The organism is Luteibacter sp. CQ10 (assembly GCF_040900725.1).
Taxonomy (GTDB): domain Bacteria; phylum Pseudomonadota; class Gammaproteobacteria; order Xanthomonadales; family Rhodanobacteraceae; genus Luteibacter.
This window is the reverse complement of the sequence record NZ_JAEUYM010000006.1, coordinates 18,502-28,100: the sequence shown is the minus strand read 5'-3', so window position 1 is coordinate 28,100 and position 9,599 is coordinate 18,502. Positions and strand designations below refer to the sequence as shown.

The following is a 9,599-nucleotide window of genomic DNA, read 5'->3' as shown; positions in this document are numbered from 1 at the left end:
GCGACACCGTTAGGGATCGCCGATGAATCGGCTCCTACCGAGCAAGGGCAAACGCCTGTACCGTGCCGCACCCCGCTTGGTAGGAGCAGCTTCAGCGGCGATGCGGGGTCACGCCACCGTTAGGCATCGCCGATGAATTGGCGCCTACCGAGCCGGGGCTAGAGCCAGGTGGCGTTCCAGTAAGGATAGTCACCGACGCGATCGACCAGGCCTGCCCGAAGAGGATTTGCGACGATATATCGTGCGGCGTCTTTGACATCGTCATCCTGGCGCAATGCACGATCATGAAACGTCCGTTGCCATACAGGATAGTTTCGACCGGTTTTTCGTTTGATCGCGCTCGACACCATCGCCTTGAACCGGGCGACGGTTCTTGAAAGATCGCCCTCATGGAGTTCGACCAACCCGTGCCAGTGATCGGGCATGAAAACCCATGCAAGGCAGGTTGCGTTTGTCCATGCATTAGGTTGGTGACAAACGCGGCATGCGATCCGGGCAACATGGATGTCCCTGAAAACCGGGGCCCGGTTCCATGTGACCGCAGTGAGCAAATAAATACGCCCGGGTTCGGAAACCCGGGCGATACGAAGGCGATGAGACTTGAGTGGCGGGCGCATCGCCCCACCATGCCTCACGCCATTTGGACACGCAGTCGGCGGACCCACCACGTGTCCATAGGCAAATCACTTCTTCTTCGGAATATACAAATCCGTAATCGTCCCCTCGTACACCTCGGCCGCCAGGCCGACGGATTCGCCGAGCGTGGGGTGGGGGTGCACGGTACGGCCGATGTCGCCGGCTTCGGCGCCCATCTCGATGGCGAGGGCCAGTTCGGAGATGAGGTCGCCCGCGTGCGGGCCGACGATGCCCGCGCCGACGATGCGGTGGGTTTCTTCGTCGAACAGCAGCTTGGTGAAGCCCTCGGTGCGGTCGATGCCGATGGCGCGACCCGACGCCACCCACGGGAACTTGCCCACGCCGATCTTCAGGCCCTTTTCTTTCGCCTCGCGCTCGGTCACGCCGACCCAGGCGATTTCCGGATCGGTGTAGGCCACCGACGGGATCACACGCGCGTCGAAGAAGCTCTTCATGCCGGCAGCGGCTTCGGCCGCCACCTTGGCCTCGTGCGTGGCCTTGTGCGCCAGCATCGGCTGGCCCACGAGGTCGCCGATGGCGAAGATGTGCTTCACGTTGGTGCGCATCTGGCGGTCGACGGGGATGAAACCGCGCTCGGTGACTTCCACGCCGGCCTTGTCCGCACCGACCTTGCCGCCATTGGGCGAACGGCCCACCGACACGAGCACGCGATCGAACACCGTGGTGTCGGGGATGCTCTCGCCTTCGAACGTGACCTCGATGCCCTTCTTCGTGGCCTTGGCTTCGACCACCTTGGTCTTGAGGTGGATGCCCTTGTAACGCTTGGCGATGCGCGACTGCAGTGGTTTGATGAGGTCGGCGTCGGCACCGGGGATGAGCTGGTCGGCCAGCTCGACCACGGTGACTTCCGAACCCAGGCCTGCGTACACCGTGGCCATTTCCAGGCCGATGATGCCGCCGCCCACGACGAGCAGCTTCTTGGGCACGTCGGGCAGTTCGAGCGCACCGGTGGAATCGATGACGCGCTCGTCGTCCCACGGGAACGACGGCAGCTTCACCGACTGCGAGCCGGCGGCGATGATGGCGTGCTCGAAGCGGATGAGCTTCACGCCGTCGGCCGTGGTGACTTCCATCTCGTTGGGCGAGATGAAGCTGCCCACGCCGGTGACGGTGCGCACCTTGCGCGCCTTGGCCATCTGGGCGAGGCCGCCGGTGAGCTTGCCGACCACGCCCTCCTTGAAGGAGCGCAGCTTGTCGAGGTCGATCTTCGGCTTGCCGAAGGTGATGCCGTGCGCACCCATGGATTCGGCTTCGTCGATGACGGCCGCCGCGTGCAGCAGTGCCTTCGACGGAATGCAGCCTACGTTGAGGCAGACGCCGCCGAGCGTTTCGTAACGCTCGACCAGCACCGTGTCGAGGCCGACGTCGGCGCCGCGGAAGGCGGCCGTGTAACCGCCCGGACCCGAGCCCAGCACCACGAGCTGGCACTCGATGTCGGCCTTGCGGCCGGACGCGCCGGCCGCCTGCGGCGCGGCGGCGCGGGGCGCGTCCTGCTTCGGCGGCGGCGGCGCGGGCGACGGCGTGGCGGGAGGCGGCGCCTCCTGCACGGCGGCCTGGCCGACCGACTTCGCCGGCTGTTCGCCCGCCGCGTCGATCACCGCGATGACGGTGCCTTCGTTGACTTCGTCGCCGACCTTGACCTTGATTTCGACGACGGTACCGCCCTGCGAGGCGGGCACGTCCATCGTGGCCTTGTCGGATTCGAGAGTGATGAGGCTCTGGTCTTTCTCGACCGTATCACCCGCCTTGACCAGGATCTCGATGACCGGCACGTCGTGCGAGCCGCCGAGGTCGGGAACCTTCAGTTCGATGTTCGCCATGGTTCGTCTCCCGTCAGAGCAACAGGCGACGGATGTCGCCGAGCTGCTGGGCCAGGTACACGGCGAAACGCGCGGCGAGCGCGCCGTCGATGACGCGGTGGTCGTACGACAGCGACAGCGGCAGCATCAGGCGCGGCGCGAATTCCTTGCCGTTCCACACCGGCTTCATCTGCGCCTTGGAGACGCCGAGGATCGCCACTTCCGGCGCGTTGACGATCGGCGTGAACGCCGTGCCGCCGATGCCGCCGAGCGAGGAAATGGAGAAGCAGCCGCCCGACATGTCGGCGGCGGTGAGCTTCTTGTCGCGCGCCTTCTTGGAGATCTCGCCCAGTTCGGCGGCAAGCTCGAGCAGGCCCTTCTTGTCGGCGTCGCGGATCACCGGCACGACGAGGCCGTCGGGCGTGTCCACGGCGATGCCGATGTTGAAGTACTTCTTGAGCGTGAGGGTTTCACCCGCCGCGTCGAGCGAGGCGTTGAACGTGGGGAATTTCTTCAGCGCCGCGACCACCGCCTTGATCTGGAAGACCAGCGGGGTGACCTTCAGGTCCTTGTTCTCTTCGCCGAGCTTCTTGCGGAAGGCCTCGAGCTCGGTGATGTCCGCGTCTTCGAACTGCGTGACGTGCGGAATCATCGCCCAGTTGCGGGCGAGGTTCGCGGCGGAGATCTTCGGGATGCGGCCGAGCGGCTTTTCTTCGATCTCGCCGAACTTGGAGAAGTCGACCTTGGGCCACGGCAGCAGGTTGAGGCCGCCACCAGCGGCCACACTACCGCCGGCGGACGGCGCCGCGCCGGAGGTCATCACGTTCTTCACGTAACCGGTGATGTCTTCGCGCTGGATGCGACCGCCACGGCCGCTACCCTTGACCTGGGCCACGTCGACGCCGAGCTCGCGCGCGAAGGCGCGCACGGCGGGACTGGCGTAGGGGGCGTTGCCGGGCATGACCGCCGAGGCGTCGAACGATACCGGCGGCGTGCGCGGTGCGCCGCCGACCGGCTTATCGGCCTTGGCCGGAGCGGCGGCCGGTGCGGGTGCCGGGGCCGGGACCGGAGCCTCCGCCACGCCGGGCTTGTCGGTGCGGGCGGCGGGCTGCGCGTCGGCGGCCACTTCGGCGCCACCGGCGCCTTCGAGGACGGCGATGAGGTCGCCGTCGTTCACTTCGTCGCCGACCTTGACCTTGAGCTCCTTGATGACGCCCGCGGCCGGGGCCGGGATGTCCATCGTGGCCTTGTCCGATTCCAGCGTCATGAGGCTCTGGTCTTTCTCGACCGTGTCGCCGACCTTGACCATGATCTCGATGATCGGCACCGGCTTGCCGCCGATGTCGGGCACGTTGACGTCCACCGGACCGGAAGCCTTCGAGGCGGACGGGGCCTTGGCGGCGGCTGGCGCCGGCGCCGGAGCGGGAGCCGGCGCGGCGGCGGCCGGGGCGTCCTGCCTGGGCGCTTCGGCCTTGGCGGCCGGGGCGTCGCCCTCGGCCTCGACCAGCGCGATGACCGCGCCTTCGTCGACTTCGTCGCCGACCTTGACCTTCAGTTCCTTGATGACGCCAGCGAAGGGAGCCGGGACTTCCATCGTGGCCTTGTCGGACTCGAGCGTCACCAGGCTCTGGTCTTTCTCGACGCGATCGCCGACCTTGACCATGATTTCGATGACGGGAACCGCTTTGCCTCCGATATCGGGCACGCGGGCTTCTTTGACGTCGGCCATGGAACCTCCTCGAACAGTCGTCGGCGGGCGGACGAACCCACCGGCGGGGGAATGACGGGCGCCGTGCTGCGGCGCAACCGGTCGATTGTAATCCCTCGGAGGCCGATTTTCGGCGTTCGAACGGGTGTTCGGGGTGATTTCTGTTGTGCGGAGCGGTGATGGGCGCGGCCTTCGGGCCTTCGGAGCGGCCGTCGAGGGACTCATGAGCACAGCGCTTCGCGGGATTCGCCGATACGATCGGCTCCCACCCCTTCGGTAGGTAGTCGTCCTACAGGAGGGGTGGGAGCGGCGGTATCGGGGATCAGGCGTGCGGCTGGTCCGATGTCACCAGCCGGATCTCGCTCTGCGGGAACGGGATGGTGATGCCTTCCTCCGCGAAGCGCTCCTTGATCCGGCGCAGCAGGTTCGTCTGCGCGCCGTACATGTCGGCCACGGTGGCCCAGCCGCGGATCACGAGGTTCACCGCGGAATCGCCCAGGGTGTCGGTCCACACGCCTGGCGCCGGATCCTTGAGGATGCGCGGGTCGGCGGCGAACAGGTCCTGGATGACCTGCATGGCCTTGCCGATATCGTCGCCGTAGCCGATGCCCACCCGGAACTCGAAGCGGCGCGTGCCGCGACGGTTGAAGTTGATGATGGCGTCGCCGCCGACCTTGGCGTTGGGCACTACCGCTTCGCGGTTGTCGGGCGTCGTGAGGTAGGTATGCATGAGGTTGATGCTTTCCACCGTGCCTTCGACGCCGCCGATGAGCACATAGTCGCCGATGCGATACGGGCGGAAGAGGATCAGCAGCACGCCCCAGGCGAGGTTGGACAGCGAACTGTTCAGCGCCAGGCCGATGGCCAGTCCCGCCGCACCGAGCGCGGCGATGAGCGAGGCCGTGGGAATGCCGGCCATGCCCATCACCTGCACGATGACGAAGGCGATGAGCAGGCCGTAGATGGCGTTGCGCAGGAAGCCGGAAAGCGTGGCGTCGACATGCGCGCGGTCGAGGGCGCGGCGGCCGACGTTGGCCACGCGAGCGGCGATCCAGAAGCCGATCAGCAGCGCGACGAGCGCGATACCGATGCGCACCAGATAAGTGAAGATGATCACGCGCGTGGCGTGGTCGATACCGAGATGGTCGAGGAAGTCGGTCATGGCTGGCCTTGCGAGCGAAGGGTCGCGAGGCAGGCTAGCAGCGACATCGTGAAGTCGAAGTGGCAGGTCGCGACACGGTTGGGCATCGCCGATGAATCGGCTCCTACCGAGCCCCGCACTGGCCGCTTGGTAGAAGCCGCTTCAGCGGCGATGCCACGCCGCGACGCGGCGTGTGATCGCGGGTGACCCGGCTCCTACCCACCCAGAGCTTAAGGCGTGTTGTTGGCGGGCTTGGCGGCCTGCGCCGTTTGCGGGCCGTCGATCTTGCGGCCGCCATAAGGCAGCACTTCGGCGGCGACCTTCGGATCGGCCTTGATGAGGGCCACCTCGTCGCTGACGATGTGCGCGGCCTCGTCGAGCGGAGTGTCCTTGGCCTTCTTGGCCTCGGCCTCCTGCTTGAGGTCGCTCTTGATGCTGCGCTCGTTGGCGTTCAGGCCGTCGTCGGCGGTGTCCACGCCATCGTCGCCCGCATCGCCGAAGATGGCCTTGCGACGGTTGCGGAAGTCGGCCTGCGTGGCGTCGAACTGCTTACGCTCGGCCTGGCGGGTGGCGAGGTTGAGCGAAATGTCGGTCTTCTCGCGCATCTTCTTGTACTGCGCCAGCTCGTCGAGCATCAGCTTCCATGCCGGCGAATTGGCGACGCGCGCCTCGTGCTTCTGGTTGAGCGGCGCGAAGATCGCCTTGAGATCGGCCACCGGCTTGTAGTCGGCCGGATCGATGTGGCGCCACGGCAGCGCGTTGTCGTAGGTGGATTCGCCGAAGTCCTTCGCATCGCCGTTTTCGGGGAAGCGCACGTCGGGCGTGACGCCGTGCAGCTGCGTGCTGTCGCCGTTGATGCGGATGAATTCGGCGATGGTCATCTTCAATTCGCCGTATTTCGCGTCTTCGCCCGTGGTGGCCTTGCCGAACTTGTCGAGGTCGACGAGGTTCTGCACGGTGCCCTTGCCGAAGGTGGGCTCGCCGATGATGATGCCGCGGCCGTAATCCTGGATGGCGGCGGCGAAGATTTCCGACGCCGACGCGGAGCCGCGATTGACCATCACGGCCATCGGGCCGTCCCAGGCCATGCCCGGCTCGTCGTCGCCCTGCGCCTCGACCTGGCCGCGCGCGTCACGCACCTGCACCACCGGACCGGTGTCGATGAACAGGCCGGTGAGCTCGGTGGCTTCGTTGAGCGAGCCGCCGCCGTTGTTGCGCAGGTCCATGATGACGCCGTCGACCTTTTGCGCCTTGAGCTCGGTGAGGAGCTTCTTGACGTCGCGCGTGGCGCTCTTGAAGTTGGCGTCGCCGTTACGGCGGGCGCCGAAATCCTGGTAGAACGTGGGCAGGTCGATCACGCCGATCTTGCGGGTGACGTCGCCGTCCTTCACGTCGATGACCTTCGACTTGGCGGCCTGTTCTTCCATGGTGACCTTCTTGCGCACCAGGGTCACGATGTCGTGCTTGCCGTCCACGCCGGCCTCGGCCGGGAGCAGTTCGAGGCGAACGGTGGTGTCTTTCTTGCCGCGGATGAGCTTGATGACGTCGTCCTGGCGCCAGCCGACCACGTCGACCATGGTGCCGGTCTCGCCCTGCCCCACGGCGACGATGCGATCGCCCGGCTTGATCTTGCCCGACTTGCTCGCCGGGCCGCCCGGCACGAGTTCGCGCACCGTGGTGTAGTCGTCGCGCGCCTGCAGCACCGCGCCGATGCCCTCGAGCGACAGGCGCATGGCGATGTCGAACTGGTCGGCGGCGCGCGGGCCGAGGTAGTCGGTGTGCGGATCGGTGGAGTTGGAATACGCCGTCATGAACGCCTGGGTGGCGTCCTCGTCGTCGAGCTGGCGGATGCGGGTGATGTAGTTGGCGTAGCGCTTGTCGAGCGTCTTGCGGATGTCGTCGTCGCTCTTGCCGGCGAGCTTGAGGCGCAGCCAGTCGTTCATCGTGCGCTTGCGCCAGATGTCGTCCAGCTCGGCCTGGTTCTTCGGCGGCGAGGCCTTCTTGCGGTCGAAGTTGTAGGTCTCGTTGCCGCTGAAGTCGAAGCCCTTCTTGAGCAGGCCGCGCGCGAAGTTCATGCGGTCGACCGACCGCGTGATGTAGAAGTTGAACATCGAGAACGGACCGGTGAGGTCCTGGTTCCAGATGGCGTCGTCGAACTGCGTCTTCAGCGGCTCGAACTTGGCCAGGTCTTCCTGCGTGAAGAGCACCTTCTCGCCGTCGAGCGAGTCGAGGTAGGCCTTGTAGATCTTGGCCGACATGGCGTCGTCGAGCGGCTGCGCCTGGTAGTGGAAGCGCGTGAGGAAGCGCGCCGACAGCTGCGAGGCCTGGGCCTCGGCCGCGGTGGGCTTGAGCGGCAGGGTGGATTCCTTGCGCTGCGGCTCGGGCGACGTGGCCGCTTCGGAAGCGTCTTTCGGCTGGGGGGTGGGGTCCTTCGCCGGTGCGGTCGCGCCCGGCTGCGGTGTGGCGTTCTGGGCGTGCACTCCGGGGATGGCGAGGGCCAGCAGGAGTGCGAGCGACACGGGGCGAAGGATCATGAAGTGAAAGCCTCGGGGGTGCGTCTTGCGGTTATTCGACGACGCCGGCGGCGTGCGCCATCAGGTCGGCATGGTAGGAGGATCGCACCAACGGGCCGGACGCGACATGGGAGAACCCCATGGCCTCGCCTTCGACACGCAGCGCCTCGAATTCGTCCGGCGTCCAGTAGCGGACCACCGGGTGATGGTGCGCCGTCGGCTGCAGGTACTGGCCGATGGTGATCATGTCGACGTCATGGGCGCGTAGATCGCGCATGGTCTCGATGACCTGATCGTACGTTTCACCGAGGCCGAGCATGATGCCGGACTTGGTGGGCACCTCGGGATGCTGCGCCTTGAACCGCTTGAGCAGGTCGAGCGACCACTGGTAGTCGGCGCCCGGACGCACTTCGCGGTAGAGGTGCGGCACGGTTTCGAGGTTGTGGTTGAAGACGTCGGGCGGGAAATCCTTGAGCACCTCGAGCGCCCGCTCCATGCGGCCTTTGCCGCGGAAGTCGGGCGTGAGGATCTCGATGCGGATGTCCGGGCTGGCGTGGCGCACCGCGCGGATGCAGGAGGCGAAGTGCTCGGCACCGCCGTCGCGCAGGTCGTCGCGGTCGACCGAGGTGATCACCACGTATTTCAGGCGCATGTCGCGGATGGTCTCGGCCAGGCGCGCCGGCTCGAGCGGATCGGGCGGCAGCGGACGGCCGTGGGCCACGTCGCAGAACGAGCAGCGGCGGGTGCAGACCTCGCCGAGGATCATGAAGGTGGCGGTGCCCTTGGAGAAGCACTCGTGGATGTTCGGGCACGAGGCCTCTTCGCACACCGTGACCAGCGAGTTCTCGCGCAGGCGGGCCTTGAGCTGCTGCACGGCATTGCCCTGCGGCAGGCGGACGCGGATCCAGCCGGGCTTGCGCAGCGTGGGCTGCGCGGTGTCGAAGCTCGCGCGGTTAAGCCCGATCTTGTCGTTGCCCAGCATCTTCTCGCCGGGCTTGTCGACAACGGCGATGGGGATGCTGCGGGTGGGGGATGTGGCTGTCTGGCTCATGGTGGTCAGGCCTTCAGACCGCAAGGCGCGCGGGGAGTTCGGGAATGGAGGGGTCGGCATCGACGGCATGGAAGCCGAACTGCCTGCAGAATTCCTGCACCAGGACATCTTCCACGTCGGCCAATCGCGACGGACCGCCCAAGTCTAGCACCTGGGTGATCTCCAAGCCCTTGTAGCCGCAAGGATTGATGCGGTGGTATGGCTCCAGGTCCATGTCGACGTTGAAGGCCAGGCCGTGGAAGCTGCAGCCGCGACGGATGCGCAGGCCCAGGGCGGCCACCTTGGCGCCGGCCACGTAGACGCCGGGGGCGCCTTCCTGGCGCTCGGCACCGATGTTCCACTCGCCGAGGGTGTCGATGATCGCCTGTTCGATCTTGCAGACCAGTTCGCGCACGCCCACGCCGGTGCGGCGCAGGTCGATCATGGGGTAGGCCACGATCTGGCCGGGGCCGTGGTAGGTCACCTGGCCGCCCCGGTCCACGCGCACCACCGGGATATCCCCGGCGAACAGCACGTGTTCGTCGAGCCCCGCCTGGCCCAGGGTGAACACCGGGTCGTGCTCCAGCAGCCACAGCTCGTCGACGGTGTCGTCGGTGCGGTTGTCGGTGAAGGCGCTCATGGCCTTCCAGGTGGATTCGTAGGGGACGCGCCCCAGCCGGCGGACGTTGAGGGGGAGGGTCATGGGGGGAGGGGTCGGGAAGGGGATAGGCGGAAGCTGTGGGCTGGGGGG

General features: G+C 66.7%; 7 protein-coding genes. All 7 read right to left on the bottom strand.

The genetic code is table 11. The annotated features are described in order from the left end of the window. Positions 1-158 precede the first annotated feature (158 nt). Positions 159-617 carry a transposase gene (locus tag JNG39_RS19015; protein WP_368313542.1) on the bottom strand — a complete coding sequence of 153 codons (459 nt, stop codon included), beginning with the start codon at positions 615-617 and terminating at the stop codon, positions 159-161. Between the two features lie 66 nt (positions 618-683). Beyond that, the gene (gene lpdA / locus JNG39_RS19010) at positions 684-2,477 is read right to left on the bottom strand and encodes a dihydrolipoyl dehydrogenase (protein WP_368313541.1); all 1,794 of its coding nucleotides are present in this window, start codon (positions 2,475-2,477) and stop codon (positions 684-686) included. Positions 2,478-2,490: 13 nt separating this feature from the next. After that, positions 2,491-4,185 carry a dihydrolipoyllysine-residue acetyltransferase gene (gene aceF, locus JNG39_RS19005; protein ID WP_368313540.1) on the bottom strand — a complete coding sequence of 565 codons (1,695 nt, stop codon included), beginning with the start codon at positions 4,183-4,185 and terminating at the stop codon, positions 2,491-2,493. 301 nt (positions 4,186-4,486) lie between these two features. After that, positions 4,487-5,326 (bottom strand): mechanosensitive ion channel family protein, encoded by an 840-nt coding sequence (locus tag JNG39_RS19000; protein ID WP_368313539.1) that lies wholly within the window; start codon positions 5,324-5,326, stop codon positions 4,487-4,489. A 209-nt stretch (positions 5,327-5,535) separates the two neighbouring features. Continuing rightward, entirely contained in the window at positions 5,536-7,839 is a 2,304-nt protein-coding gene (locus JNG39_RS18995) for a carboxy terminal-processing peptidase (protein ID WP_368313538.1), read from the bottom strand. A gap of 31 nt (positions 7,840-7,870) precedes the next feature. Beyond that, the gene (gene lipA / locus JNG39_RS18990; RefSeq protein WP_368313537.1) at positions 7,871-8,869 is read right to left on the bottom strand and encodes a lipoyl synthase; all 999 of its coding nucleotides are present in this window, start codon (positions 8,867-8,869) and stop codon (positions 7,871-7,873) included. Positions 8,870-8,882: 13 nt separating this feature from the next. After that, complete coding sequence (lipB, locus tag JNG39_RS18985) at positions 8,883-9,551, bottom strand: lipoyl(octanoyl) transferase LipB (RefSeq protein WP_247373045.1); 669 nt, start codon at positions 9,549-9,551, stop codon at positions 8,883-8,885. Positions 9,552-9,599: the final 48 nt, after the last annotated feature.

Bases quoted from the DNA above. Each gene is read 5' to 3' on its own strand.
- JNG39_RS19015 (WP_368313542.1), bottom strand. From the start codon at position 617: ATGCGCCCGCCACTCAAGTCTCATCGCCTTCGTATCGCCCGGGTTTCC.
- JNG39_RS19000 (WP_368313539.1), bottom strand. From the start codon at position 5,326: ATGACCGACTTCCTCGACCATCTCGGTATCGACCACGCCACGCGCGTG.
- aceF (WP_368313540.1), bottom strand. From the start codon at position 4,185: ATGGCCGACGTCAAAGAAGCCCGCGTGCCCGATATCGGAGGCAAAGCG.
- JNG39_RS18995 (WP_368313538.1), bottom strand. From the start codon at position 7,839: ATGATCCTTCGCCCCGTGTCGCTCGCACTCCTGCTGGCCCTCGCCATC.
- lipA (WP_368313537.1), bottom strand. From the start codon at position 8,869: ATGAGCCAGACAGCCACATCCCCCACCCGCAGCATCCCCATCGCCGTT.
- lpdA (WP_368313541.1), bottom strand. From the start codon at position 2,477: ATGGCGAACATCGAACTGAAGGTTCCCGACCTCGGCGGCTCGCACGAC.
- lipB (WP_247373045.1), bottom strand. From the start codon at position 9,551: ATGACCCTCCCCCTCAACGTCCGCCGGCTGGGGCGCGTCCCCTACGAA.